This window comes from Rhodovarius lipocyclicus (assembly GCF_009900765.1).
Taxonomy (GTDB): Bacteria; Pseudomonadota; Alphaproteobacteria; order Acetobacterales; family Acetobacteraceae; genus Rhodovarius; species Rhodovarius lipocyclicus.
Genome location: NZ_JAAABL010000049.1, coordinates 1 through 25,219 on the forward strand (window position 1 = coordinate 1; position 25,219 = coordinate 25,219).

At 69.9% G+C, this 25,219-nt stretch carries 26 protein-coding genes and 1 pseudogene; 9 read left to right on the forward strand and 18 right to left on the reverse strand.

What is annotated here, in order from left to right:
• Together GT007_RS19575 and GT007_RS19580 are read right to left on the reverse strand one after the other, a co-directional pair.
• Window positions 1-363, reverse strand: a 363-nt coding sequence (locus GT007_RS19575) for a hypothetical protein (protein WP_408015563.1), incomplete at its 3' end; no start/stop codon positions are given.
• Window positions 360-1,229, reverse strand: coding sequence for a cation diffusion facilitator family transporter (locus GT007_RS19580; protein WP_201451986.1), 870 nt, complete (start codon window positions 1,227-1,229; stop codon window positions 360-362). The genes GT007_RS19580 and GT007_RS19575, both read right to left, overlap by 4 nt.
• 252 nt (window positions 1,230-1,481) lie before the next feature.
• Between GT007_RS19580 and GT007_RS19585 the strand changes: the two genes are divergently transcribed.
• The 6 genes from GT007_RS19585 to GT007_RS19610 all read left to right on the forward strand — a co-directional run bounded on the left by GT007_RS19585 (window position 1,482) and on the right by GT007_RS19610 (window position 8,365).
• Window positions 1,482-2,591: an ABC transporter ATP-binding protein gene (locus GT007_RS19585; protein ID WP_328798960.1), complete on the forward strand. Its 1,110-nt coding sequence runs from the start codon at window positions 1,482-1,484 to the stop codon at window positions 2,589-2,591.
• Window positions 2,584-3,453 carry a carbohydrate ABC transporter permease gene (locus tag GT007_RS19590; RefSeq protein ID WP_236571768.1) on the forward strand — a complete coding sequence of 290 codons (870 nt, stop codon included), beginning with the start codon at window positions 2,584-2,586 and terminating at the stop codon, window positions 3,451-3,453. Before GT007_RS19585 ends, GT007_RS19590 begins: the two co-directional genes overlap by 8 nt.
• A complete protein-coding gene (locus GT007_RS19595) occupies window positions 3,446-4,366 on the forward strand; it encodes a carbohydrate ABC transporter permease (protein WP_160123363.1) in 921 nt (306 codons plus the stop codon). The genes GT007_RS19590 and GT007_RS19595 overlap by 8 nt, the downstream gene beginning before the upstream one ends.
• 4 nt (window positions 4,367-4,370) lie before the next feature.
• Window positions 4,371-5,645 (forward strand): ABC transporter substrate-binding protein, encoded by a 1,275-nt coding sequence (locus tag GT007_RS19600; protein ID WP_160123364.1) that lies wholly within the window; start codon window positions 4,371-4,373, stop codon window positions 5,643-5,645.
• A 134-nt stretch (window positions 5,646-5,779) separates the two neighbouring features.
• A complete protein-coding gene (locus GT007_RS19605; RefSeq protein ID WP_160123365.1) occupies window positions 5,780-6,604 on the forward strand; it encodes a metallophosphoesterase family protein in 825 nt (274 codons plus the stop codon).
• Between the two features lie 81 nt (window positions 6,605-6,685).
• The gene (locus GT007_RS19610) at window positions 6,686-8,365 is read left to right on the forward strand and encodes a GGDEF domain-containing protein (protein WP_160123366.1); all 1,680 of its coding nucleotides are present in this window, start codon (window positions 6,686-6,688) and stop codon (window positions 8,363-8,365) included.
• Here the strand turns inward: GT007_RS19610 and proB are convergent.
• The 10 genes from proB to GT007_RS19660 all read right to left on the reverse strand — a co-directional run bounded on the left by proB (window position 8,334) and on the right by GT007_RS19660 (window position 18,698).
• On the reverse strand, window positions 8,334-9,443 hold the full coding sequence (gene proB / locus GT007_RS19615) for a glutamate 5-kinase (RefSeq protein ID WP_160123367.1): 1,110 nt from the start codon (window positions 9,441-9,443) through the stop codon (window positions 8,334-8,336). The two genes, GT007_RS19610 and proB, sit on opposite strands and share 32 nt — an antisense overlap.
• Complete coding sequence (obgE, locus tag GT007_RS19620; protein WP_160123368.1) at window positions 9,440-10,444, reverse strand: GTPase ObgE; 1,005 nt, start codon at window positions 10,442-10,444, stop codon at window positions 9,440-9,442. Before obgE ends, proB begins: the two co-directional genes overlap by 4 nt.
• Window positions 10,445-10,790: 346 nt before the next feature.
• Window positions 10,791-11,060 (reverse strand): 50S ribosomal protein L27, encoded by a 270-nt coding sequence (gene rpmA, locus GT007_RS19625; protein ID WP_127787472.1) that lies wholly within the window; start codon window positions 11,058-11,060, stop codon window positions 10,791-10,793.
• A gap of 13 nt (window positions 11,061-11,073) precedes the next feature.
• Window positions 11,074-11,388, reverse strand: a complete 315-nt coding sequence (gene rplU, locus GT007_RS19630; RefSeq protein ID WP_160123369.1) for a 50S ribosomal protein L21 — start codon at window positions 11,386-11,388, stop codon at window positions 11,074-11,076.
• 127 nt (window positions 11,389-11,515) lie between these two features.
• Window positions 11,516-12,487, reverse strand: coding sequence for a class I SAM-dependent methyltransferase (locus tag GT007_RS19635; RefSeq protein WP_160123370.1), 972 nt, complete (start codon window positions 12,485-12,487; stop codon window positions 11,516-11,518).
• Between the two features lie 18 nt (window positions 12,488-12,505).
• Window positions 12,506-14,962, reverse strand: a complete 2,457-nt coding sequence (locus GT007_RS19640; protein ID WP_160123371.1) for a glycosyltransferase — start codon at window positions 14,960-14,962, stop codon at window positions 12,506-12,508.
• On the reverse strand, window positions 14,949-15,383 hold the full coding sequence (locus tag GT007_RS19645; protein ID WP_160123372.1) for a hypothetical protein: 435 nt from the start codon (window positions 15,381-15,383) through the stop codon (window positions 14,949-14,951). The genes GT007_RS19640 and GT007_RS19645 overlap by 14 nt, the downstream gene beginning before the upstream one ends.
• A 113-nt stretch (window positions 15,384-15,496) precedes the next feature.
• Window positions 15,497-16,321, reverse strand: a complete 825-nt coding sequence (locus GT007_RS19650; RefSeq protein WP_160123373.1) for an ABC transporter ATP-binding protein — start codon at window positions 16,319-16,321, stop codon at window positions 15,497-15,499.
• Window positions 16,318-17,097, reverse strand: coding sequence for an MlaE family ABC transporter permease (locus tag GT007_RS19655; protein WP_160123374.1), 780 nt, complete (start codon window positions 17,095-17,097; stop codon window positions 16,318-16,320). The genes GT007_RS19650 and GT007_RS19655 overlap by 4 nt, the downstream gene beginning before the upstream one ends.
• Window positions 17,098-17,186: 89 nt before the next feature.
• Window positions 17,187-18,698 carry a replicative DNA helicase gene (locus GT007_RS19660; RefSeq protein ID WP_160123375.1) on the reverse strand — a complete coding sequence of 504 codons (1,512 nt, stop codon included), beginning with the start codon at window positions 18,696-18,698 and terminating at the stop codon, window positions 17,187-17,189.
• Window positions 18,699-18,835: 137 nt separating this feature from the next.
• Here GT007_RS19660 and GT007_RS19665 point away from each other — a divergent pair, with 137 nt between their 5' ends.
• Window positions 18,836-19,624: a class I SAM-dependent methyltransferase gene (locus GT007_RS19665; protein WP_160123376.1), complete on the forward strand. Its 789-nt coding sequence runs from the start codon at window positions 18,836-18,838 to the stop codon at window positions 19,622-19,624.
• A gap of 24 nt (window positions 19,625-19,648) precedes the next feature.
• On the opposite strand, the gene GT007_RS19670 is transcribed toward GT007_RS19665, so the two are convergent.
• Window positions 19,649-20,560, reverse strand: coding sequence for a LysR family transcriptional regulator (locus tag GT007_RS19670; protein ID WP_160123377.1), 912 nt, complete (start codon window positions 20,558-20,560; stop codon window positions 19,649-19,651).
• Window positions 20,561-20,677: 117 nt separating this feature from the next.
• Here GT007_RS19670 and GT007_RS19675 point away from each other — a divergent pair, with 117 nt between their 5' ends.
• On the forward strand, window positions 20,678-21,286 hold the full coding sequence (locus tag GT007_RS19675) for an FMN-dependent NADH-azoreductase (protein ID WP_160123378.1): 609 nt from the start codon (window positions 20,678-20,680) through the stop codon (window positions 21,284-21,286).
• 207 nt (window positions 21,287-21,493) lie between these two features.
• Here the strand turns inward: GT007_RS19675 and GT007_RS19680 are convergent, their stop codons facing one another.
• From GT007_RS19680 to GT007_RS19700, 5 genes are read right to left on the reverse strand one after another with little or no spacing between them, the layout of a single operon-like run.
• Window positions 21,494-22,753: an aspartate aminotransferase family protein gene (locus GT007_RS19680; protein WP_160123379.1), complete on the reverse strand. Its 1,260-nt coding sequence runs from the start codon at window positions 22,751-22,753 to the stop codon at window positions 21,494-21,496.
• Window positions 22,754-22,768: 15 nt separating this feature from the next.
• The gene (locus GT007_RS19685) at window positions 22,769-23,149 is read right to left on the reverse strand and encodes a DUF2155 domain-containing protein (RefSeq protein ID WP_160123380.1); all 381 of its coding nucleotides are present in this window, start codon (window positions 23,147-23,149) and stop codon (window positions 22,769-22,771) included.
• Entirely contained in the window at window positions 23,149-23,361 is a 213-nt protein-coding gene (locus GT007_RS19690; RefSeq protein WP_160123381.1) for a hypothetical protein, read from the reverse strand. The genes GT007_RS19685 and GT007_RS19690 overlap by 1 nt, the downstream gene beginning before the upstream one ends.
• Window positions 23,358-23,876: an outer membrane lipid asymmetry maintenance protein MlaD gene (gene mlaD / locus GT007_RS19695; RefSeq protein WP_160123382.1), complete on the reverse strand. Its 519-nt coding sequence runs from the start codon at window positions 23,874-23,876 to the stop codon at window positions 23,358-23,360. The genes GT007_RS19690 and mlaD overlap by 4 nt, the downstream gene beginning before the upstream one ends.
• Entirely contained in the window at window positions 23,873-24,223 is a 351-nt protein-coding gene (locus GT007_RS19700; RefSeq protein WP_160123383.1) for an NADH-ubiquinone oxidoreductase subunit NDUFA12 family protein, read from the reverse strand. Before GT007_RS19700 ends, mlaD begins: the two co-directional genes overlap by 4 nt.
• Before the next feature lie 129 nt (window positions 24,224-24,352).
• Here GT007_RS19700 and GT007_RS19705 point away from each other — a divergent pair.
• Window positions 24,353-25,219: pseudogene (locus tag GT007_RS19705) on the forward strand (hypothetical protein); the annotation flags it as partial.

Consider the following 25,219-nt stretch of genomic DNA (forward strand, 5'->3'; position numbering starts at 1 on the left):
GGCGGGCGGTTCGGGCGGGGGTGGCGGCAGGGCCAGGTCCGGCGGCGGGGGCGGGCCCTCGAAACCCGCCAGCGGCGGCGGGGCGGGCGGGGGCGGGGCCATCGCCTCCGGCGCGGGCGGAATGTCGGGTTCGGGCGGGGATTCGGGTTCGGGGGGTGCCGCGGGCTGGGCGGGCTCCCCGGCCAGAGAGGGCTGGTCGGGCTGTTCCCAGAACAGCTCGGCCTCGATCACGGCGGGCGGGCGTTCGCGCGGGCGGCCCTGCCACCAGAACAGCGCGGCCAGCGCCGCCGCATGCACCAGGATGGAGGCGGCGAGCGCGGCCGCGCGCCGCGGGCCGGGCTCCCCCCCGGTGGCGGAGGTCACAGCACCAGCACGCCGTTGTGCTTGGCCTTGCCCTCGGGTTCCACATGGATGGTGATCAGCGCCTCGCCGATCTCGGCACGCAGCGCGGCCTCGATGCGGTCGCAGATGACGTGGGAGGCAGCCACGGTCATGTCCGCCTCCACCACCAGGTGGAATTCGATGAAGGTGCGGCGCCCGGCGCGGCGCACGCGCAGGTCATGCACCTCGATCGCGCCCTGGGCGCTGTCGCTCAGCACCTGGCGGATCTGGGCCAGGTCCTCGCCAGGCGGGGCCTCATCCATCAGCGCGCCCAGGCTTTCGCGGATCAGGTGCACGCCGGACCACAGGATGTTCAGCGCCGTCAGCGCCGCCAAAGCGGGGTCCAGCCAATGCAGGCCGGTGGCGGCCGCGGCGGTGATGCCCGCCAGCACGCCCACGCTGCTGACGATATCAGTCATCAGGTGCCGCGCATCGGCCACCAGCGCCGGTGAGCGCAGGGCCCGCCCGCGCCGGAACAGCATCCAGCACCAGAAGCCGTTCAGCGCGCTGGCCACCACGGCCACGGCCAGGGCCTCGGGCGGCAGGGTCAGGCCGCGCGGCGCCTGGAAGCCGGCCCAGGCCTCCTGCAGGATCAGGATGGCGGCGGTCAGGATCAGCCCGCCCTCCAGCACGGCGGAGAAATACTCCGCCTTGTGATGGCCATAGGGGTGGTTGGCGTCGGCCGGGCGGGCGGCGAACACCACGGCGGCCACGGCGGCCAGGGCGGCCGCGACGTTCACGATGGATTCCAGCGCGTCGGCATACAGCGCCACGCTGTCGGTCATCCACCAGGCGAGCAGCTTCAGCGCGAAGACCACGACGGCCACGCCCACACTGCCCCAGGCCATTCTGATCGCGCTGCGCACATTACCCTCCGGCGCCGTAAGCGCGATCGACCGGGGTGATGGCCACCCCGGGCGTGAATCGCGCGCTCCGGCAAAGCCTGGGCATGACCCGCCCGTGCGGATCATGCCCAGGCGGGCTGCATAGCCCATGACGGCATCGCAGCAAAACCGCATATGCCGTCATGGAAGCTTCTCGCGCCCGTCATGCCAGTGGCATGCAGCGGGACTATGCCGCGCCCCGACCGGTTCGAGGGGATGCAAGTGGCGGGCCTGATTCTGGAGGATATCCGCAAGGGCTTCGGCAGCACCCCGGTGCTGAAGGGCGTCTCCCTGCGCGTGGAGCCCGGCGAGTTCGTGGCGGTGCTCGGCCCCTCGGGCTGCGGCAAGTCCACGCTGATGCGCATCGTCGCCGGCATCGAGACCCCGGACGCCGGCCGCGTGACGATCCAGGGCCGGGACGTGACGCGCGCCCACCCCGGCGCGCGGGACGTGGCGATGGTGTTCCAGTCCTACGCCCTGTACCCGCACCTGACGGTGGCCGAGAACATCGCCGTGCCGCTGACCATGCGCCGGCTGTCGGCGATCCAGCGCGCGCCCTTCCTCGGCGGCCTGTTCAGTGCCGAGCAGCGGCGCGGCATCGCGGCCGATGTGGCCCGCATCGCGGAGCCGCTGGGCCTGACGCCGCTGCTGCACCGCCGCCCCGGCCAGCTTTCGGGCGGGCAGCGGCAGCGGGTGGCGCTCGCGCGTGCTGTCGTGCGCGCGCCGCATGTGTTCCTGCTGGACGAGCCGCTGTCGAACCTGGATGCCGCCCTGCGCGTGGCAACCCGGCGGGAGATCGTGGAGATCCATCGCCGCGTGGGCGCGGCCACCCTGTATGTCACGCACGACCAGGCCGAGGCGCTGACCATGGCCGACCGCATCGCCGTGATGCAGGGCGGCGAGCTGCTGCAACTGGCGCCCCCCGCCGAGATCTACGACAACCCCGCCGACATCCGCGTGGCGGGCTTCATCGGCAGCCCGCGCATGAACCTGCTGCCCGCCGAGGCGCGCGACGACGGCATGGTGATGCTGGCCGGCCGCGCCACCGGACTGCTGACCCGCGCGCGCGGGCCGCTGACGCTCGGCATCCGGCCCGAGGCCTTCTTCCCGGCCGCCACCGGCTGGGCGGTGCGGGTGGCGCACAGCGAATATCTGGGCGAGGCCACGCTGCTGCACACCAGCCTGGCCGGGGCCGAGCTGCTGCTGCGCGCCGAACCCGGCCTGCGCGCCACCCCGGGCGAGACGCTGGTGGTCGATTTCGCCCGCGCCGTGCTGTTCGGCGCGGATGGCCGGCGGCTGGGGATCGAGGCCGCGCAACATGCGTGAGTCCTCGACCGGCTGGCTGCTGACGCTGCCGGCGGCGCTGGCCTTCCTGCTGCTGGTGCTGGCGCCCACGCTGGCGGCCGTCACCCTGGCCTTCACGGATTTCGAGCTGGGCGCGGGCCCGCCCGCCTGGATCGGCCTGGAGAATTTCCGGGAGCTGCTGGAGGACCAGGGCTTCCTGAAAAGCTTCCGCAACACGGTGCTGTATGTGGGCCTCGTCGCGCCCGCCAGCGTGGCGCTGGGTCTGGCGCTGGCGCTGCTGATCGAAAGCCGTGCGCCGCTGCGCGGCTTCTTCCGCGCCGTGTTCTTCCTGCCGGTGGTGTCGCTGACCGTCGCCATGGCCAGCGCCTGGCAATACCTGCTGCACCCCACCATCGGGCCCATCAACGCGGCGCTGCGCGCCATCGGCATCGCCGGGCCCAACTGGCTGTCGGACAGTTCGACCGTGATGCTCTCGCTGTCCGCCATCGGCGTGTGGGAGGGTGCGGGCTTCAACATGGTGCTGTTCATGGCGGGGCTGACCGCCATCCCGAAGGAACTGCGCGAGGCCGCCCATGTGGACGGCGCCCGCAGCGCGTGGGAGCGCTTCCGCCTGGTCACCTGGCCGCTGCTGGGCCCGACCACCTTGTTCGTCGTGACCATCAGCCTGATCCGCGCCGTGCGGGTGTTCGACACGGTGGCGGTGCTGACGCGCGGCGGCCCGAACAAGGCCAGCGAGGTGCTGCTCTACACCATGTACACGGAGGGCTTCACCTTCCTCCGCCTGGGTTATTCCGCCGCGATCACGCTGGTGTTCCTGGCGATCGTGCTGGCGCTGATGTGGGTCCAGACCCGCGTGATGGACAAGCGGGTGCATTATGCGTGACTTTTCCGTGCCCTCAGACGCCGGGCGCCGCCCATCCGGGCGGCTTGGCTTCGCGGCACTGGCCGCGGCGGCCATTCGGCCGCTTGCCGCCGCTGTCGCCAGCGATGGCCCCCGCATCCTGATCCTGTCGGTGCTGGGGCTGGTCTTCCTGGCGCCCTACATCTGGATGCTCTCGGCATCCCTGAAGCCGACGGACGAGATCTTCCGCGCCTCCATGACGCTGCTGCCCGAAAGCTGGGCCATCGCGCAGAATTACGGCCGCGTGCTGCGGGAGGTGCCGATCGCGCGCTATCTGCTGAACGGCGCGATCATGTGCGGCGGCATCCTGTTCTTCCAGCTGCTGTTCGCCATCCCGGCGGGCTACGCGCTGGCCAAGCTGCGCTTCCCCGGCCGCGACGCCGTGTTCGGCTTCGTCATGCTGGGCCTGCTGGTGCCGGCGCATGTGCCGGCCCTGCCGCTGTATGTCGGGCTGTCCGCGCTGGGCTGGCTCGACACCTTCGCCGCGCTGATCGTGCCCTCCACCATCTCGGTCTTCGCGATCTTCCTGTTCCGGCAGTTCTTCAAGCAGCTGCCGGACGAGATCATCCACGCAGCCCGGCTGGATGGCATGCGCGAGGGCACGATCGTCTGGCGCATCATCCTGCCGAACGCCTGGCCCGCCGCGACCGCCTTCGCGATCTTTTCCGTCGTGGCCCATTGGAACGACCTGTTCTGGCCGTTGATCGTCATCACCGGCCATGACCACGCGACCCCCGCCCTCGGCGTTCTGCATTTCCGCACCGAGGAAGCGGGCGACGATTTCGGCGCGCTCATGGCGGCCTCCGTGCTGATGACCGCGCCGCTCCTCCTCGCCTTCCTGTTCGCGCAGAAGCGCTTCGTGGAAGGCATCGCCACCACCGGACTCAAAGGCTGAGACCATGAAAATCGACCGCCGCACCCTGGCCGCCTCCACGGCCGCGCTGTTCGCCCCGCGCGTGCTGCGCGCGCAAGGCGCGACCGAAATCACCGTCCATTACGCCCAGCCCGTGATCTACAAGGAAAGCTACGACGCGATCGCGGCGGAGTTCGCCAAGCGCGAGCCCAACATCCGCATCAACTGGATGACGACGCCGAACTATGAGGAAGGCATGCAGCTGGTGCTGCGCCAGCAGGCGACGAACCAGACCATCGACCTGTCCTATCAAGGCTTCAACCGCCTGCGCCTGTTCGCCGAGCGCGGCATCGCCCAGGACCTGATGCCGCTGCTGCGCGCGGAGGGCGACTACGCGGCCGAGGGCTATTCCCCCAACATGCTGGCCCTGGCGCATTTCGGCGGCATCCAGTCGGGCCTGGCCTACGCGGCTTCCAACCCCATCATGTATTTCAACGCCGACCTGGTGCGCCGCGCCGGCGGCAACCCCGATGCCATGCCGACCGACTGGGACGGCATCATTGCGCTGTCGCGCAAGATCAGCCAGCTGGGCGATGGCATCACCGGCATGTGGTATTCCTGGCCCGGCGATGACTGGATGTTCAGCGCGCTGCTGTTCGGCTTCGGCGGCCGCATGCTGACCGAGGACGAGCGCGACGTGGCCTTCGCCGGCCCCGAGGGGCTGAACGCCCTGAAGCTGCTGGACCGCATGGTCAAGGAAGGCGGCATGCCGAACCTGACGCGCGACGCGGCGCAGCAGGCCTTCGCCGCCGGCCGCATGGGCATGACCTTCTGGACCACGGCGGCCGTGCGCGGCACCATCCAGCAGGTGGGCCGCAACTTCGAGCTGCGCACCGGCCCGATGCCGATCATCGACGCGACCCGCGGCCGCCTGCCGACCGGCGGCGCCGCCGGCATGCTGATCGCGAAGGACCCCGCCAAGCGCGAGGCCGCCTGGAAGTTCCTGCGCTTTTCCACCAGCGCCGAGGGCACGTCGCTGATGGCGCGCAACACCGGCTATGTGCCGACCAACCAGCTGGCGATCGACCAGGACCGCTACCTGGGCGAGTTCTATCGCCAGAACCCGCTGTTCCAGGCCGCGACCCGCCAGGCCAGCCTGATGGTGCCCTGGTATGCCTTCCCGGGTGCGAACTCCGTGCGCGTGACGCAGACCATGGTGGACCAGCAGGCCCGCATCGTGGAGCAGTCCGCGACGCCCGAGCAGGTGCTGGCCGACATGGCACGCGAAGTGCGCCGGCTGCTGCCCCGCGCGCGGGGGTGAGGCCATGAGGCGGCGCCCGACCCCGCGGGTGGGGCGCCGAAGCTCACCGAAGGTCCAGGAAACCGGGTTTCCTGGCGGAGTGAGCCAGGGAGGGGCAGGGCCCCTCCCGATACGCATTTGACAGGAATTCCCGCATGTCCATCCGCATCGCCCAGATCAGCGACGCCCATCTCTCCCCCAGCCGGCCCTATTTCGCCCGCAACTTCGCCGCCGTGCAGCAGGCCGTGCGCGAGGCGAAGCCCGACCTGGTGCTGGCCACCGGCGACCTGTCGCTGGACGGCGCCGACAGCGACGAGGACCTGGCCCACGCCGTCGCCGCCCATGCGGAGATCGGCATCGACTGGCTATGCGTGCCCGGCAACCATGATGTGGGCGATGAGGCGGTGCTGGGCGGCCGCCAGCCGGTGGATGCCACGCGGCTGGACCGCTGGCGCCGCCTCGCCGGCCCCTCGGCCTGGGTGCGGGATGTGCCGGGCTGGCGCCTGATCGGCTTTGACACGCAGAGCCTGTCGGTGAACGCCGCCCAGTGGGAGGTGATCGAGCAGGGCATCCGCGACGCGGGCGCCCGGCGCATCGCCCTGGTGCAGCACAAGCCCCTGGCCGAGCACAGCCTGACGGACACGGCGGTGAACTATTGGCCGGTGCTGCCGGAGCTGCGGGCGCGGCTGCTGGGCCTGTTCGGCGCCAACCTGCCGGCGCTGGTGATGAGCGGCCATGTGCACCAGTGGCGCGACCGCCAGGCGGATGGCATCCGCCAAGTCTGGGCGCCCTCCACCGGCTTCGTCGTGGGCGACGGCTTCCAGCCGACGCTGGGCAACAAGCTGGTGGGCTGGGTGGAACACATCCTGCACGCCGATGGCACGCATGAGGCCAGCGTGCGCCCCGCGGCGGGGCTGCGCCTGCATGACATCGCGGCGATGCCCGAGGTGTACGGCCACCATAAGGCCGTCGCCGAGTAACGCCTTCAGGCTTTGGTTACCCGGTGATGCCAGAGGGGAGGGGTGACCAGCCCCCTCCCTCCCAGCGGCGCGCCCCGCCTCGTGAGCCAGCCCGCGCCATCGCGCCTGCCGCACCGGCTGATGGCGGCCATCATGGTGCTGGGGGCGCTGGGTTCCGCCGGGGCGGTGACGGGGCATCTGCGCATGGTCCGGCTGGAAAGCGCGGTGGACGCGATGGAGCTGGAGCGCGAGCAGGCCAGCCGCCTGCTGCGCACCCTGCTGCTGGCCGAAACCAGCCTGCACCACTATCTGACGCATGACCGGATGGAGGGCATGCGCCGCTTCCTGGACGCCACGGCGCTGCTGGAAACGGCGCAGAGCCAGGCTGCCAGGCAGCGGGTGCTGCTGGATGCCGCGCCGGGCGCCGTGGAAAAGCAGGCGCTGGAGGATTTCGTGCGGCACCTGCTGCTGGTCCGCCACAGGCTGCTGAGCCAGCCCGACATGGCCATCTGGCTGCCGGATGGCGAGGCCGAGCGGATGGCGATCCTGGCGCATGCCGCGGTCCAGCGCTTCGTGGACGACAGCCGCGTGTGGCTGCAACGGGAAACCGCGCGGCTGCATCTGTGGCAGGATGGCGTGCTGGCGCTGGTGCTAGGCTCCGCCCTGCTGGCCGGGGTGGGGCTGATGCTGGCCTGGGCCATGGTCCGCCGCGCCATCGCCCGGGCCGAAACCCAGGAAGCCGCCCTGGCCCGCCGCACGGAGGAACTCCAGGCCCTGCTGCGCATGAACGAGACGCTGCAAGCCTGCCAGACCCGCGCGGATGTGGAGCAGGTGGTGGCCCACACCGCCGCACAAGTGCTGGCGGGGGTGCCCGGCAGCCTCTACCTCTACCCCGCCGAGCAGCGGGAGATGCTGGAACGCGCCGCCCATTGGGAAGGCCCGCCCGAAGGCCCGGCCGCGATGGAGGCCCTGCATTGCTGGGGCGTGAAGCGCGGGCGCACCCATCTGTGCGGCCAGGGCATGGGGTGCAGCGAGGCCGGCTGCGCCGGGGAGACCCTGTGCCTGCCGGTGGCCGCGCGGGGGGAATTGTTCGGCATGCTGCGCTTCGCCCTGCCGAACGCGCTGGCCGAGGGCCCCCCCGGCCGCCACCAGCGCCGCATCGCGGAGGCCCTGGCCGATGGCGTCGCGCTGTCGCTGGCCAACATCACCCTGCGGGAGAAACTGCGCGCCGAGGCGATGCGCGACAGCCTGACCGGCCTGTACAATCGCCGCTTCCTGGAGGAAATCGCCCCCGCCTTCCTGCGGCAGGTGGAGCGGCGCGGCGCCGATTTGTGCGTGGCGCTGCTGGATATCGACCACTTCAAGCAGGTGAATGACGGCTTCGGCCACGCGGTGGGGGATGCGGTGCTGCGCCGCGCCGCTGGGCTGCTGCACGCCACCCTGCGCCGCAGCGACATCTGCTGCCGCTATGGCGGGGAGGAATTCCTGCTGCTGCTGCCCGATTGCGACATCGGCGCCGCCTTCGAGAAGCTGGAGGCCCTGCGCGAACGGGTGGCCGAACTGCATGAGAGCGCGGACACCGCCCTGCCGCCCATCACGGCCAGCTTCGGGCTGGCGCAGGTGCCGGCGGGCGCCACCAGCCTGGAGGACAGCATCCGCCAGGCCGATGAGGCGCTGTATGCCGCCAAGCAATCAGGCCGCAACCGCGTGGTCAGCGCGCCGCTGCTGGCGCGGCTGCGCGCCCTTCAGGCTACAGCAGCGCCAGATCGTCCCGGTGGATGATCTCGTCGCGGCCGCGCCAACCCAGCAGGGCCTCGATCTCCGCGCTGCGGTGCCCGGCGATGCGGGCCGCGTCCTCGGCGTCATAGGCCGACAGGCCGCGGGCCAGCTCATGGCCCTGGGGGTCGCGCACGCTGACGGCGTCGCCGCGCTGGAAATGGCCCTCCACCGCGCGCACGCCGGCGGGCAGCAGTGAACGGCCGCCGCGCAGCGCGCGCGCCGCGCCGTCATCCACCACCAGCACGCCGCTGGGGGCCAGGCTGCCGGCGATCCAGCTCTTGCGGGCGGTGCGGCCCTCGGGCGCGGCCAGGAACCAGGTGCAGCGCGCGCCCTCGGCCAGGGCCGCGATCGGGTGGTCGCGGTCGCCGCGCGAAATCGCCATGGCGCAGCCCGCCCCCACCGCGATCTTCGCCGCGATCAGCTTGGTGCGCATGCCGCCCGAGGAATAGCCCGGCGGGGGCTCGCCCCCCATCGCCATGATGTCGTCGGTGATGCGCTCGATCACCGGCAGGTGCTGGGCGGCGGGGTCCTTGCGCGGGTCGGCGGTGTACAGGCCGTCGATGTCCGAGAGCAGGACCAGCGCGTCGGCGCCGATCATCTCCGCCACGCGGGCGGCCAGGCGGTCATTGTCGCCGAAGCGGATTTCCGACGTGGCGACGGTGTCGTTCTCGTTGATGACCGGCACGCAGCCGAGTTCCAGCAGCGTGTGCAGCGTGGCGCGCGCGTTGAGGTAGCGGCGCCGGTCCTCGGATTCCGCCAGCGTCAGCAGCACCTGGGCGGCGTTCATGCCATGGGCGGCCAGGGCGTGCTGCCAGGCGCCGGCCAGGCGGATCTGCCCCACGGCGGCGGCGGCCTGCTTTTCCTCCAGCCGCAACACGCGCTTGGTCAGGCCCAGCGCGCGGCGGGCCAGCGCCACGGCGCCGGAGGAGACGAGCACCACCTCCTTGCCCTGAGCGCGGAGTGCGGCGACATCGGCGGCCACACCGGCCATCCAGCCCTCACGCGGGGTGGCGGTGGCGGGGTCCACCACCAGGGCGGAGCCGATCTTGATGACGACGCGACGGGCTTCGTTCAGCGTCATTTCTTCTTCCGCGCCTCGCTGACCACATTCATCACCGTGCGCAGCACCTCGGGCACGCCCTCGCCGGTCGCGCCGCTGGCCAGCAGCACCTGGTGGCCGGTGGCGCGTTCCAGCGCCTTGATGCGGCTGGCCTTGGCCTGCGGCGTCATCGCGTCCAGCTTGTTCAGCACCAAGATCTCCGGCCGTTCGGCCAGGCCGGCGCCGTATTCCGACAGCTCATGCCGGATGGTGTTCCAGGCGCCCACCGGGTCCGCCTGGCTGCCGTCGATCAGGTGCAGCAGCACGGAGCACCGCTCCACATGCCCCAGGAAGCGGGTGCCCAGCCCCGCGCCCTCGGCCGCGCCCTCGATCAGGCCGGGGATGTCGGCCATCACGAATTCCTCGCTGTGCGAAAGGCGGACGACGCCCAGCTGCGGGTGCAGGGTGGTGAAGGGATAGTCGGCGATCTTGGGGCGCGCGGCGGAAACCGCGGCCAGGAAGGTGGATTTGCCGGCATTGGGCAGCCCCACCAGCCCGACATCGGCCATCAGCTTCAGCCGCAGCCAGATCCAGCGTTCCTCGCCGGGCCAGCCCTTGTCCGCGCGGCGGGGGGCGCGGTTGGTGCTGGTCTTGTAGTTGGCGTTGCCATAGCCGCCATCGCCGCCACGGCAGATCATGATCTCCTTGCCCGGCTCATCCAGGTCGGCGATCAGGGTCTCGCGGTCCTCGTCGATGATCTGGGTGCCGACCGGCACCTTCATCACCACATCGTCGGCATGGGCGCCGGTGCGGTCGCTGCCGGCGCCGTTGCCGCCCTTGCGGCCCCGGAAATGCTGGGCATAGCGGTAGTCGATGAGGGTGTTCAGCCCCTCCACCGCGCGGATGTAGACATGGCCGCCCCGGCCGCCATTGCCGCCATCGGGGCCGCCGAATTCGATGTATTTCTCGCGCCGGAACGCGATGACGCCGTCGCCGCCATCGCCGCTCTTCACATAGACCTTGGCTTCATCGAGAAATTTCATGTGATTGCTGTTGCCGCCGCGAATGAGCCGCCACACCAACCCTCAATCGCGGCGGCAAAGGGGGCGGGGACGCCCCCTATACCCCCACCTGCGAGTGTCATGGTCCGTGCAAGGGCCTGGAAAACTACACTGATGTCACCGCCGCGCGGTAGCCGCCACACCAACCCTACCGCGCGGCGGCAAGGGGGCGGGGACGCCCCCTATACCCCCACCTGAATGGTGGCCAAGGACGTCGCCAGAAACCTGCCGCCGGGAACTGCGACAGGGCGCTCACAGAGAGAGCGGCTTTAACAAAAACGGGGGCCGCAAGGGCCCCCGCGTCACGCACCACGCATGGCGCGCGGGGTTACTCGGCGGCCAGCGCCACCGGCACCACGGACACGTACACGCGGCCACCGGCCTTGTGCTCGAACTTCACGTGGCCTTCGACGACCGAGAAGATCGTGTGGTCGCGGCCGAGGCCCACATTGGTGCCCGGGCGCATCTTGGTGCCGCGCTGGCGGACCAGGATGTTGCCGGCCAGCACGTGCTCGCCACCGAACTTCTTCACGCCCAGGCGCTGACCGGGCGAGTCGCGACCGTTGCGAGAGGAACCACCAGCCTTTTTATGTGCCATCTCGTATTACTCCTCAGGCCGCGATCGTCGTGATCCGCAGCACCGTCTCGTGCTGGCGGTGACCGTTCTTGCGGCGGCTGTTCTGGCGGCGGCGCTTCTTGAACACCAGCACCTTGGCGCCGCGCTTCTGCTCCAGCACCGTGGCGGTCACGGAAGCGCCGGACACCACGGGGGCGCCCAGCACCAAGCCAGCTTCGGTGGACAGGGCGAGAACATCGTGGAAGGTCACGGTCGAACCGGGCTCAGCTTCCAGCTTCTCAACCGTCAGAACACCATTCGGCACCACGCGGTACTGTTTGCCGCCGGTGCGGATCACTGCGAACGTCATTGGAAACCCCAAGAAACGGCCAAAAAGACAGTAGGCCAGCAAGCCCACGCCCACTAACCGGAGCCGGGCTTCTACCCTTATGCACAGGCCCGAGTCAACGGCGTGACTCCGGCCTGCCGGCGGAAAATCAAGCCGGGCCTTGCGAAAACCACAGGCTGCCCCCGCCGGGGGCATAGCGATGGGCCATGAACGCCGTCAGCCCCGCCAGATTGTGCCGCATGTGCCAGGCGCTGCCATACAGCACCGAGCAGCGCGGATTGCCCATCAGATACGCCGCCAGCAGATACAGCTCATTCCAGAACACCTGGTGATCGCGCATCTCCTCCAGCGAGCGGGTGCCGGGCAGGTTGATGTCGTGCAGGTGGATATAGGCCTGATGGCGCAGCGCCGGCACCACGCGCAGCAGGGCGTGCAGCGTGTCCGAGTCATGGTGCACGGTGTGGCTGGTATCCAGGAACAGCACGTCCCCATGGCCCAGGCGGCTGGTGAAGAAGCTGGTCTCGACCGTCTGGATCGGTGCCTCGATCAGCTCCAGCCCCGGCAGCGTGCGCAGGAAATCCGGCGGGTTCTCCGTGATGCTGATCAGCCGCCCCGCGCCATTGGCCGCCAGCGCCGCCTGGGCCACCAGCGCGCTGTCGCCGCTGCCCACCTCGATGACGGTGCTGGGGCGGTATTTGCGCAGCATGGCGTAATAGGCCACGGCATCGCTGTAGCTGAAGCTGCCATTGCGCCAGGCGAACTGGTGCGGGCTGGCGGATTCCTCCGGCGGCTGGAATTCCGCGGCCTGGATTTCCAGCTCCAGCAGGAAGCGGCGCATCAGGTCCGGCGTGGGGAACACGCCTTCCAGCGACAGCAGGGAGGGCTTGGCGAAGCTGGCCTCCAGCTCCGCCACGGTCGGCAATTCGCCGAACCGGTCGGAGCGGGTGATGGTGACGCCCGCCGCCTCCAGCTGCTTGCGCAGGACAGAGGGGGCGTAGATCAGCCGCCCCAGCACCGCGCCCAATTCCTGGATTTCCTCCCGGTCGAAACAATCGGCGTCCTCAGGCAGCCAGGTGCCGGCCGGCACGGTGGCCAGCTTGGCGAGCGTCCTCTCGAGCAATGCGAAGTCTCCTGTTGGTCAGCGCGGTTCAGCGGCCAGGCGCAATGCCTCACCCAGCCGGGCCGTGACGGCCTCCGGGCTGAAATTCTCGCGCATATACTCCAGCCCCAACAACGACAATTCCGTGTTCCAGGCCTCGTCCGTCTCCAGCCTGCGCAGTTTTTCGGCCAGCTCCGCCGCATCGCGCGCCACCAGCCAGCGCAGGGCGGGCGGCAGGTCCAGCCCCTCCGCCGCGATGGGCGTCATGACGCAAGGCAGGCCATGGGCCAGGCAATCCAGCACCTTGCCCTTGATGCCCGCGCCATAGCGCAGGGGGGCCACCGCCGAACGGTGCTGGTGCAGCGCCTGCGCCAGCACCGGCGCGAAGCCCTGCAGGACGATGTTGCCGTGATCGTGATGCAGCACCGGGGACATGTCGCCGCTGCCATGCACCGAAACCTCGACATCCCCCAGCAGCGGACGGATCTCGGTGCCCAGCCAGTCCACCGCGTCGCGGTTGGGCGGGTGGGCGAAACTGCCGATGAAGGCGCTGCCCCGGCGCCGCGCGAAGGGCAGCGGGGTGGGGTTCGGCGTGACCGCCCAGGGCACCACGGCCACCCGCGCCTCCGGCATCAGCTGCGCCAGCAGGTCGGCCTCGGCCGGGGAATGCACGATGCAGCAGTCGGCGGCGGCGGCCAGCGCCAGCTCCTCCTGCTTCTGGCGGGCCGCGGCCTCGGCCAGCTCGGGGTCGCGGGCCAGCTCCGCCTCGCGCTCCATCCGCAGGAAGTGCAGGTCCGCCACGCAGAACAGCACCCGCGCCCGGGGCGCGTAGCGGCGGACTAGGCCCATGTAGTTCCGCGCGTTGGAGAAGCGGTGGATATAGACCACATCGGGCGGCACCGGGGCGTGCCGCAGCACTTCCTCCAGCGTGCGCTGCCAGGGGTGATAGAAGCACTCGATGCCGCGCTTCTGCAGGGCGCCGGTATAGGGCTGGATGCAGGCCATGTTGTCGGCCGGCACGAAGCCTACCTTATAGCCCAGCCGCTGCAGGCCCAGCATGTGCTGCCAGGCGGCGTTGCTGCCGGCATCCTTGTCCGGCGCCGGCACGCTTTCGTCGATGAACAGCAAGCGCCGGCGCACCTGGCGCTCGGCCTCCAGCAGCGGCTGCTCGGCGTTCATGCGGTGGGCGGCCAGCACATCCTTCCAGCGCTGGAAGAATTTGTGGCGGTTCAGCTTCTGGTACCGCTTCAGCCCCGGCCCGTTCTCATCCGTGCCATTGGACTGGCCTTCCAGGTGGACGATCTCCGACGCGGGCTGCACCACCACCCGCCGCCCGGCGGCGCGGGTGCGGAAGCACAGGTCCGTGTCCTCGTAATAGGCGGGGGCGTAGTGCATGTCGAAGCCGCCCAGATCCTCGAACAGCCCGCGCTCGATCATCAGCGCGGCGCCCGAGACATAGTCGGCATCGCGCAGGAAGCTGAAGCGCGGGTCCGCGCCATCCCCGTTGCGGCCCCAGTTCCAGCCATCGCCCATGCGCCAGATGATGCCGCCGGCTTCCTGCAGGCTCCCGTCCTCGAAGAACAGGCGAGAACCCACGATGCCGATCGCGGGGTCGAGGGCGAAGGTGGCCACCAGCTCATCCAGCCAGCCCGGGCGCATCAGCGTGTCGTTGTTCAGGAACAGCAGGTAGCGCCCGCGCGCCACCGCGGCCCCCGCGTTGCAGGTGCCCACGAAGCCCAGGTTTTCCGCGTTGCGCACCACCCGGATGCCGCCCTTCAGCACGAAGCGGCCCAGCATCGTCGCGTCATAGGAGGCATCGTCGACCACGATCACCTCGAAAGTCGCGGCCGGCATGTGCTCCAGCATGGACGCGATGCAGGCGTAGGTCAGTTCGAACTTGTTGTGGACGGGGATGATGATGGAGACATCGGGCCGCTCCACCGGCTCCAGCCGCAGCACCTCCATGCCGGACAGCGCATCGGGCAGCGGCGGCGGGCCGGAGGGGGCGAGCGCCGCGCGCCCTTCCAGCAGGCGGTCCAGCGTGCGGCCCACCGTGCTCAGCAGATCGTCCAGATCCTCCGCGGCGGGAGAGGCCGAGAGCAGATTGTCGGCCATGCGTTCCAGCAGCATGGCGGCGGACCCGTCGAAGGGCGCCTCATCATCCATCAGGGTGGCGGCGCCGTTCTGCAGGGTCAGGCCGGTTTCCACCTCCCGCAGCTCCGGCCGGACGACGGCGCCGGGCAGCAGCGCGGCCAGGGCCCTGATGCCGAACCCGGCATAGCCGTCGCCGATGCCGGCATCGCGCAGATCCTCACGGAACTGGTCGGCGCGGAAGCGGAACCGCGGTTCCCCGTCCACCAGCAGCTCCAGCTCCACCCGGCGTCCGGGCTGGGAGGGGTCCCAGGCCCAACCGGCGATGCTGTCGCGCGTGAACAGGTCGACCGCGGATTGCAGCGTGCTTCCGGCGCCGTCCGGCGCCCCGTCAACTGGTGGCAAAGGTGACCTCTTGCAGTAGCACCCCGAGGCGCCGTTCATCCGCGCTGACGCCCAGGGCTTTGGGCTGCGCGGCGGTAGGAATGGTGAAACGCAACTGCACATCACGCGCGGCGAGCACCGCCTTCGGCACGGCGAAGCTGATCTCCGTCACGCCGCTCAGACTGCTGTAACCGACAAGCAATCCATTCATGAAAATCCAGAGATCCTGCTTCAGCACCTGATTTTTATACAGATAAGGGCTGAGAGAGAAACGCGCCACTATTTCCCGCTGCGCCAGCGGCAGCCGCACATCCAGGCCACAGAAGTGATCCGTAGTCCAGGACGCATTCGATTCAGTAAAATCCAAGGCAATCGGCGCCGCCTGCCGGGCTGAGCCCTTCAGGCCGAATGTCACAGGCTGACCCCAACGGACGTCCTGCATGAAAAACCCTCCTGTGCCCAACGGCCCTTCGGGGCGGGCTCCCGCAGGGAAGGTATCGCAGTGCAGCACAAGAGATAGTGAGGAATGCGTTATATTCGACAGCAAAAACTGACCTAGCGCCGCAACTCCATCGTGATTGGTCCTTCGCGTTCCCCATGCGCGAACTGGTCCACCATGGCGTTCCCTGTCTCACCCAGAGTGGCCGCGTCTCCTGTCCAGATAATCCGGCCCTTGTGGATCATCGCCGCCTGCTGGCCGATCCGCCGCGCGCTGATCATGTCATGCGTGATCGAGATGGCGGTCGCGCCCAGCTGATGCACGCAATCCACGATCAACCCGTCGATCACGGCGCCCATGATGGGGTCGAGGCCCGTGGTGGGCTCGTCGAAGAAGACGATCTCGGGTTCCGCCGCCACGGCGCGGGCCAGCGCCACGCGCTTCTGCATGCCGCCCGACAGTTCCGCCGGCGACAGGTCGCCCACGCTGGCGGCCAGGCCCACCTGGGCCAGCACCTCCGCCGCCTTGTCGCGCGCGGCGCGGCGGGTGATGCGCTTCTGCGCCAGCAGCTTGAAGCAGACGTTCTCCCACACCGGCAGGCTGTCGAACAACGCGCCATTCTGGAACAGCATGCCCATGCGGTCCATCAGCGCCGCGCGGTCGCGCGGGCGCATCTTCAGCACGTCCTGGCCGCCGATCTCGATCACGCCCTCATCGGGTTCGATCAGGCCCAGGATGCATTTCAGCATCACCGACTTGCCGCTGCCCGAACCGCCGAGCACCACCATGGAGGTGTTGGGCGCCACATCCAGGTTCACGCCATCCAGCACGGTCTTGCTGCCGAAGCTTTTGCGCACGCCGATCAGCTTCACGCCCAGCTTCGTGGCGCGGGCGGGCTTCGGCGCCGCGGATTGGGTCGCGCTCGATTGGGTTTCGCTCATTGGGCGAAGAAGGCCTCTGTCACCACGTAATCCAGCGCCAGGATCAGGATGGAGGCCATGACCACCGCCGAGGTGGTGGCCAGGCCCACGCCCTGCGCGCCGCCCTTGCTGCGATAACCGCTGTAGCAGCCCATCAGCGCGATGATGAAGCCGAACACCGCGGCCTTCACCAGGCCGCTGACCACGTCCTCCGTCTCCAGCACATCCCAGGTGGTCTTGAGGTAGGAGGCGGGCACGAAGCCGAGCTTGATGGTGCCGATCAGGAAGCCGCCCATGGCACCCAGCACATCGGCCACCAGCACCAGCAGCGGCATCGCCAGCGTGGCCGCCAGCACGCGCGGCGCCACGAGGTATTTCATCGGGTTGGTGGACAGGGTGGTCAGCGCGTCGATCTGGTCCGTCACGCGCATGGTGCCCAGTTCCGCCGCCATGGAGGCACCGATGCGCCCGGCCACCATCAGCCCCGCCAGCACCGGCCCCAATTCGCGCGTGACGCTCAGGATGACGACATTGGCCACGGCCGACTGCGCGTTGAACCGCGCGAAGCCTGTATAGCTCTGCAGCGCCAGCACCATGCCGGTGAACAGGGCGGTCAGCGCCACCACCGGCAGGGAGAAATACGCCACCTCGATGAAATGGCGCATCAACTGCCGGCCGTAGAAGGGCGGGCGCAGGATGTGGCTGATCGCCTCCAGCGCGAACAATCCCAGATTGCCGGCGGAACGGCAGGCACCGATCACGGGCCGGCCCAGCGCGGCCAGGAACGCGGCGAACATCAGGTGGGGGACACGGTCTGGCTCATCGCGGCGCACAGTATCAGGGGGCGCGGGCGGGGGCCAGGGGCGCCAAGCCGCCCGGGGGAACCTCACTCCGCATACGGGTCAGGGCCGTCATGCACCGTGTCCAGATTGCCGAAGCGGGTGAACTCGGCCTCGAAGAACAGGTCGATCTTGCCGGTGGGGCCATGGCGCTGCTTGGCGATGTACAGCTCCGCCTTGTTGTGCGCGCGCTCCATGTCCTGCTGCCAGCGCTCATGCGCCGCGCTGTATTTGTCCTGGGCGTCGAAATTGCTTTCCTTCGGTTCCCGCGCCTTCAGGTAGTAGTCGTCGCGGTACACGAACATCACCACGTCCGCGTCCTGCTCGATCGAACCCGATTCACGCAGGTCCGACAGCTGCGGCCGCTTGTCCTCGCGCTGTTCCACCGCGCGGGAGAGCTGGGACAGCGCCATCACCGGCACGTGCAGCTCCTTCGCCAGGGCTTTCAGCCCCTGGGTGATCATCGAGATCTCCAGCACGCGGCTGTCGGTCTTGCTGCCGGGTGCCGGGCGCATCAGCTGCAGATAGTCCACCACGATCAGGTCCAGCCCGCGCGTGCGCTTCAGCCGTCGGCAGCGCGTGCGCATGGCGGAGATGCTGATGGCCGGCGTGTCGTCGATCACGATGGGCAGCTGCGCCAGGTGGCGGCTCGCCTCATAGAACTTGTCGAATTCCTGCTGGGTGATCTCGCCGCGCCGGATGCGGTCGCCGGAGATGCGGCTCTCCTCGGCCAGCAGACGGTTGGCCAGCTGCTCCGCCGCCATTTCCAGCGAGAAGATGACGACCGAACCCTTGGGCACCTGCCCGGGCTCCAGCCCCTCCACCAGGGATTTCGCGGCGCCGAAGGCCAGCTTGGTGGCCAGCGCCGTCTTGCCCATGCCCGGCCGGCCCGCGAGGATCAGAAGATCGCTGCCATGCAGGCCGCCCAGCCGCTGGTCCACGTCGCGCAACCCGGTGGGAATGCCCGAGACGCCGCCGCCCGCCGCCTTGGCCTTGGCCGCGGTTTCCACCGCCTGGGCCAGGGCGCGCTCGAAGGTCACGCCGCCGCCCTCGGTGCCGCCGCCGCCGGTCGCCAGCTCGAACAGCTCCTGCTCGGCGGCCTCGATCTGGCCCTTGCCGTCGATCTCGGGGTCGGCGCCGAAGGCGCGGTTCACCAGCGTCTCGCCCACATCCACCAGCTGGCGGCGCAGCCAGCAATCATGGATCAGCCGGCCGTATTCGCCCGCGTTGATGATGCCGACCGTCGCCGACAGCAGCTGCACGAGGTAGGCGGTGCCGCCCACCTCCTCCAGCATGCCGTTGTGCTCGAACTCGCCCTTCAGCGTGACGACATCGGCCAGGGCGTTGTTTTCGACCCGGCGCTGGATGGCGCTGAAGATGCGGCCGTGGATGGGGTCCGCGAAATGCTCGGCGGCCAGGAATTCGCTGATGCGCTCATAGGCCTTGTTGTTGGACAGCAGGGCGCCCAGCAGCGCCTGCTCCGCCTCCAGGTTCTGGGGCGGCAGGCGGACGGCCTGTCCGAAAAGCGGCTGCGACTCCGGTGGATGGATGCTGTTCATGCGCCTTGATACCGCGCCCGGCTGGTGGGCGCCCTGTGGATGTTATGTGGATAGCGGGGGCGGTTGCCGCCAGGGCAATCACGACTTGACCGCGAACCCGTGCTGCGCCACCGCTTTCCGCAAAGGCGAGGACGGCAATGACCGGCACGATCGAACGCTCACGCTACCAGGATTACATGCGCGCGGCGGAAGGCGTGCAGGGTTGGTTTTCCGACATGTCGGCGGCGCTGTTCGACGCCTTCCTGTCGCTGCAGGGTGGGCGCACCGGCCCCGGCGACATGCTGGAGATCGGCGTGGCCTATGGCCGCTCCGCCCTGATGATGGGCATGCAGCTGCGGCTGGACGCCACGCTGCGGCTGGTGGATGTGGGCCAGGCCCTGATGGACCAGTCGGTGGAGCTCATCACCCCGCACTGCGAAGGTCGGATCGAACCCACCCTGCAATTTTCCGAGGCCCTGCCGCCGGACAGCCTGCCCGCCCTCGGCACCCGCTTCGTGCATATCGACGGCGAGCACGGCACCTGGGGCGTGCAGAACGACCTGGAACTGGCCGACCGCGTGCTGGCCACCGACGGCGTGGTGGTGCTGGACGACTTCTTCTCGGAAACCTTCGTGGGCGTCACGATCGGCGCGCTGACCTGGCTGGCCCAACACCCCGGCCGGTTCGAAATGGTGCTGGTGGGCTTCAACAAAGCCTATCTGGTGCGGCCGCGCGCCGCCCGGCGATACCTGGAATTCATCCGCGACGGGCTGCAACCGCACCTGGCCGCCTGCGGCCAGCCTCCCAACACCCTGCTGCGCACCGATGACCCGCGCGCCTGCGGCTGCTTCGGGCTGACACTGCGGCAGTTCGACCGGGATTACGTGACACGGGAAATCGCGTCGGGACTGCCGGAAAGCTATCTGCCGGGGAAGTATCCGGTGTGAGGGGGCAGCGCCCCTGCCAGGTGTTCAAGGCGGCGCCACCCCCTCATTCCCACCCGCCGAGAAATACCGGATCAGCCACCGCGCCGCCGGCCCGGGCGGCGTATCGGTGCGGTGGATAATGTGGAAGCTATAGGGGATCGCCTCCCAATCCGGCAGCCGCAGCCGCACCAGGCGCCCCGCCTCCAGGTCTTCGCGCACGGCGGGTTCGGGCATGCCGCCCCAGCCCAGCCCGGCGCGTAGCAGGGCGTGCTTCGCGCCCAGATCCGCCAGCCGCCAGGTGCGTGGCGCCAGCACCGCGAAATCCTGGCCCTCGGTCAGGGGCGAGCGGTCGGTCAGCACGAGTTGGGTGTAGGCCGCCGCCGCGCCGGGCGCATTGGGCCCCTGTGCCAGCGGGTGGCCGGGCGCCGCCACCGGGATCATGTGCACATGCCCCGCCGCGATGCTGCTGAGGCCCGGCGGCTGCATGTGGATGGGCCCGGCCACGCCCAGGCTGGCCGTGCCGTTCAGCACCAGCTGCGGCACGGCGCCCAGCGCCTCCATATGCAGGCGCAGGGGAACGGTGGGGAAGGCGGCCTGGAAGCCGCGCAGCGCCTCCACCAGCCGCTCCATCGGCATGATGACGGTGACGACCAGGGAGACCTCGGCCTCCAGCCCCTGCGTCAGGCCCTTCACCCGGGCACGCAGCATGTCCACGTCATGGGCGATCGCGCGGGCCTCCGCCAGCACGGCCTGGCCCGCCAGCGTCAGGGCCGGGCGCCGGGTGGAGACGCGGTCGAACAGCGGCAGGCCCAGCTGGGCCTCCAGATTGTCGATCGCATAGGTGATGGCGGAGGTCGCGCGCCCCTGCCGCCGGGCGGCGGCGGCGAAACCGCCTTCCTCCACCACCGCCAGGAAGACGCGCAGCTGGTCCAGCGTGGGGGTGCCGGGTTCTGACATTTCGGAAATCCTGAACTCAGGCTTCAGTATTATCCTGATTTTCCGAAAACGCACCCGGTTCTAGGGTCCGCCCAACAGCCAAGACCCCTTGGCCCCCGAGACCGAAAGACCGCACCCATGAACCTGCTGCACGTCGATTCCAGCATCCTCGCCGCCGGCTCCGTCAGCCGCGAGTTGTCCGCCGCGATCGTGGCCGCCGAGAAGGCCCGCCACCCGGGCATTTCCGTCACCTACCGCGACCTGGCCGCCGCCCCGGCCGCCCACCTCTCCGGCGCGCACCTGGCCGTGTTCCAGGGCAACGCCACCGAGGACAAGGCCCTGATCGCCGACATCGCCGCCGGCGGCGCCATGCTGGAGGAATTCCTGGCCGCCGACATCGTCGTGATCGGCGCGCCCATGTACAACTTCTCGGTGCCCAGCCAGCTCAAGGCCTGGATCGACCGCCTGGCCGTCGCGGGCAAGACCTTCCGCTACACCGCCAACGGCCCCGAAGGGCTGGCCGGCGGCAAGACCGTGATCATCGCCTCCTCGCGCGGCAGCATCTACGGCGATAACCCCGCCATGCTCGCCCTGGACCACCAGGAAAGCTACCTGCGCACCGTCTTCGGCTTCCTCGGCATCACCGACGTGCGCTTCGTGCGCGCCGAAGGCGTGGGCCTGGGCCCCGACCAGCGCGCCAAAGCCCTGGAAAGCGCCCACGCCGACGTGCTGAAGGTGGCCGCGTAACCACGGTCGCCGCGGGAAGGGCTCTGCCCTCCCCGCACCCCACCCGCCAAAGGCCGAAAGGCCCTTGGAACCCATGAGTTGAAAAAGGCCGGAGGGGACATCGTCCCCTCCGGCCTTTTTCAATTTACTGAAGGGGGTCCAGGGGCCACTGGCTCCTGGCGGAGGGAGCGCGAGGGGGGCAGAGCCCCTCTCGCAGCGCGCCCGTCGTTACCGAGGCAGCGTCTTCAGGGCGCCCTCGAAGGCGTCCAGGGTTTGGCTGATGTCGGCGTCGGTGTGGGCGGTGGCGATGTAGTACTTGCTGTCGCCCTTCAGGATGCCGCTGTCGCGCATGTGGCGGTTCACATGGGCCGCGTGGGCGGCGTTGGCCTTCTGCATGTCGCGGTAGTTGCTGATGGTGGCGTCAGTGAAGACGATGTCGAACAGCACGGGCTCGCCCAGCGCCTGGCCGGGCACGCCGTGCTGGCGCAGCAGGCTGTTCATGGCGGCCATCATGGCGCGGCCGCGGGCGAAGACGGCCTCATAGGTGCCGGGTTCGCGCAGCACGGCCAGGGTGGCCAGCCCCGCGACGGAGGCAACGGGGTTGCCCGAGAGCGTGCCCACCTGCATCAGGAACTTGTCCTCGGGCACCTTGGCGCGGTCGAACAGGGCCATGATGTCCGCCCGGCCGGCGACGGCGGCCAGCGGGAAACCGCCGCCCACGATCTTGCCCAGCGTGCAGATGTCGGGCGTCACGCCATACAACTCCTGCGCGCCGCCGTAGGAGAAGCGGAAGCCCGTCACGACCTCATCGAAGATCAGCGGGATGCCGAGGCGCGCGGTGGCCTCGCGCAGCCCGGCCAGAAAGCCGGGCTTGGGCGGGATCAAGCGCTGCAACGGCTCCACGATCACGCCCGCCAGCTCATCGGCATGGGCTTCCAGCAGGGCGAGCGCCGCTTCCAGATCGTTGAAGGGCGCGATCAGCATGGCGTCCGCGACGCCGGCCGGGATGCCGGGGCTGTCGGGGATGGCCTGGGGGAAATTCGCCTCGCGCTTCGGGGCCAGCGACATCAGGCCATGGTCGCTCATGCCATGGTAGCCGCCTTCGAATTTCAGGATCTTCTCACGCCCCGTGAAGGCGCGGGCCAGGCGCATGGCGTACATGTCCGCCTCGCTGCCCGAGGAGACGAAGCGCACCTGCTGCGCGCAGGGCACCGCGTCCACGATGGCGGCGGCGAGTTCGATGCCGGAGGGGTTGTTGGCGAAATAGGTGGTGCCGAGCGGCACCTGGGCCAGCACCGCCTCGGTCACGGCCGGGTGGGCGTGGCCGATGAACATGGGGCCGGAGCCGATGAGGTAGTCGATGTATTCCCGGCCCTCGGTATCCCAGATATGGCCGGCGAGGCCCCGGGCGGCGGTGAAGTTGGCCGGGAAGTTGCCGAAGCTGCCCCCTGGCAGCACGCGGGAAGCGGTTTCAGCCAGGGTATCCATCGTCAGCTCTCCATCTTACCGGCATTCCAGGATGCGGATGTCATAGACCGGGTGTTCGAGGGTATTCACCGCCGGCGCATTGGCGAACATCCAGCCCTGGAAGGCGGGCGGGCTGCCGGCGGGGGCGCGGCTGTCGGTGATCTCCATCCAGGCGGCGGCGTCGGGCACCTCATCCGCCGGGCGGGCGTTGCAGGCGCGCACCGTGATGGACAGAGAGCCGAACTGGGCGGGCGTGCCCACCCGGGCCTCCACGATGGTGATGCGGGCGGTCACCTTGTCCAGCGCCTGCAGGCGGGCGTTGGGGCGGGCGACCCAGCCGGGATCGGATTGGGCCACGGCCAGATGGGTCACAGTCAAGCCGGGCAGCAGGGCGAGGGCGGCGAGCAGGCGGCGCATCAGCGTTTCCGGGGGGAGGGGAGGTTCGCCACCAGCTCGGCCAGGATGCGGCGCATCTCCGCCTCATCCACGCCCATCAGCACGGCGTCCTCCAGCGCGTCGGCCAGCATCTGCGCGGCCTCCGCGTGGTTTTCGTTCAGCACCTTCACCTTCTCCAGGCAGGAGACGGGCGTGCCGTCCTTGCCGGGCCAAAGCGGAGGCGGGGCGGTCATCGATGCGCCGGCGCCGGCGCCGGTGTGGCGGGGGCCGTGGTTTCGCCGCCCGCGGCCGGCTGGTTCAGCTGCGTGACGGAGAAGATGAACCGCCCCAGCAGGCTTTCCAGGCTGACCGAGCCCTGGGTTTCCGTGATGCGCCCGCCATCGGCCAGGAAGCGCTCGGCCCCGCCCGGCACGATCGACACATACTTGCCGCCCAGCAGCCCGTCGGAGGTGATCTCCGCGCTGCTGTCGGTCGGCAGGCGCAGGCCCTGGTCCACGCGCATCTCGACGACGGCGTTGAAGGTCTCGGGGTCGATGCGCATGGCGGTCACGCTGCCGACCTTCACGCCCGCGATCCGCACGTCACCGCCGGCCGGCAGGCCGTCGATGCGGTCGAAGCGGGCGGACAGGGCCATGCCATCCGTGCGCACGGTGCGGCCGCCATGGACCACGGCATAGAACAGGAACAGCGCCGCCACCACCAGCACGCCAGCGCCGGTGGCGATCTCCAGCGCGCTGCGCCCCTTCATGGGGTCCAGGCTTCGTAGTCGCTGCCCGAGGCCTGGCGCCGGCCGCCCATCGCCAGATGGCCCTTGGGCCGATAGGCGTAGCGCGTGCCGGTCAGGTTCGGCACATGCTCCTTCTGCCAGGGCAGGCGCTTGTCCTCCGGCAATGGGGCATCGGTCAGGTGATGAAGCCAGCAATGCCATTCGGCCGGGACCTTCGTGGGGTCCTGCCCATTGGCGGTGACCACGAAGCGGCGATGCCGGTTGTACACCGGCATGATGGCGCGGCTTTCGTAATAGCTGTTGCCGAAACGGTCCTGGCCGACCTTGCGACCGGAGAGCCGAGCATGGAGCGCTGCGAAGAACGACATGCCCCCAACATGGCATGATGCGGTGCGGAGCGCCAGAGAGAGGCTTTTCCACAAGCTTTTGTGGGCGACTCGGGCCCAGCACACCAGATACGGCTTCCTTGGGGCGCCATGGCACAATATCCTGCGCGCATGGCACGTTTCACCGGCACTTTGTGGGAAGGCATTTCCCTCGCTCGATACCGGCTGGGCGCCGACCCGGACGCGGCACCCCGCGCGGTCGCCATCCCCGTCGCCTGGGATATCGAAGCCGGGGAGGCGCTGGCGGCCCTCGCCCCCGGCGATGCCCCCACCACCCTGCCCCGCGCCGCCGAGGCCTGGATCCAGCGCGGCATCAGCCGCGGCCGCAAGGCCGGCATCCTGGATGAGGCCGAGGCCCATCACCTGGCCGAGGGCCTGCGCGCCCTGCTGCTGGCCCGCCGGGGCGCCGCCGGGGCCGAGACCTGGCGCAACCAGTCCGGCGACCCGCGCTTCGTGCTGAACCTGCCCGCCTTCCTGGAACCCGAGGGCGGCTTCGACATCGAGGGCTATGAGGAAGCGGTGGCACTCGGCGTGCGCTTCCTGGAAGCGCTCGGCCAGGGCCGCGCCGCCAAGCTGCGGCTGGGCTTCGCGGACCTCGCGGGCCTGCTGGCCGCGCTGCCCCTGCCCTATGACACCGACGCCGCGCGCAGCGTGGGTGCCTGCATCGCCGCCCTGACGCGCGGCGCCGCCGAGGCCGAGAGCGGCCGCCTGGCCGCCAAGCTCGGCGCGCGGGAGCCGGTGGCCCTGCTGTGGCCCGCCCCGCCCGTCTGCACCGCCATCCCCGGTCTGGCCGGCGCCGCCCGCATGGCGCTGGACCGCGCCGCCGCCTCGCCCGGGCTGCGCCAGGGCGCGATCGTCGTGCTCTCCCCCGCCGACGCCGCCGAGGCGCTGCTGGGCGCCGAGACCGCCGGCATCTCCCCCTCCGCCGGGGCCACCCGGGCCGTTGCGACCGACACCGGCGCCGCCGAGGTGCCGACC